This is a genomic window from Pseudomonadales bacterium (genome assembly GCA_013215025.1).
Lineage (GTDB): Bacteria > Pseudomonadota > Gammaproteobacteria > Pseudomonadales > DT-91 > DT-91.
Map to the genome: position 1 here is coordinate 10,468 of JABSRR010000065.1, position 540 is coordinate 11,007.

A 540-nucleotide genomic window follows, 5' to 3' on the forward strand; every position below is an offset into this window, starting at 1 on the left:
CCAGGGGGTTAAAGTTGACCTACCAAAAGCTGATAGCCAAAGCCTAGATAGCAAACAAGAACCGTTAATTATCTCCTTGAATCAACAAGGCGAGCTGTTTCTGAATCTTGGCGACAAAGAACAAGCCAAAGACCTTGCCAGCATAACTACGGCGATCCAAAAAGTTTTACAGAGCAAACCGAATACCCCCATTTATCTATGGGGCGATAGCGCGATCGCCTATGGCAAAGTCGTCAGCTTAATGTCTGATTTACAAGCCGCCGGCATTAGCCAGGTTGGCTTAGTGACTGAGCCACTCTAATCAACTTTAGCTCAGTCTGACGCCATGAATAATTCCGAGCCCAACTTGATATCTAGCTATGGTGTAGCAGTGTTTGCTGCACTGCTAATTCACGCTAGCTTATTATTTTGGCTGAGCATGGATTTTAAGGCGGCAGCGTCAAACTCGCTGTTGCAGCCTAAGGCCATTCAGGCCAGCCTGATCTCGGCATCAGCCGCCAGCGACAAAACGCCAGTTAAACCTACGTTCAAGCCAAAACC

The 540-nt window shown here is 47.6% G+C and carries 1 protein-coding gene and 1 pseudogene (1 of these 2 only partly in view); both read left to right on the forward strand.

Annotated elements, in window-relative coordinates:
- Positions 1-301, forward strand: a pseudogene (gene tolR / locus HRU21_06590) (protein TolR); it begins 115 nt to the left of the window's first position.
- A gap of 24 nt (positions 302-325) precedes the next feature.
- On the forward strand, positions 326-540 hold a 215-nt coding region (locus HRU21_06595; GenBank protein ID NRA41964.1), incomplete at its 3' end, for a hypothetical protein.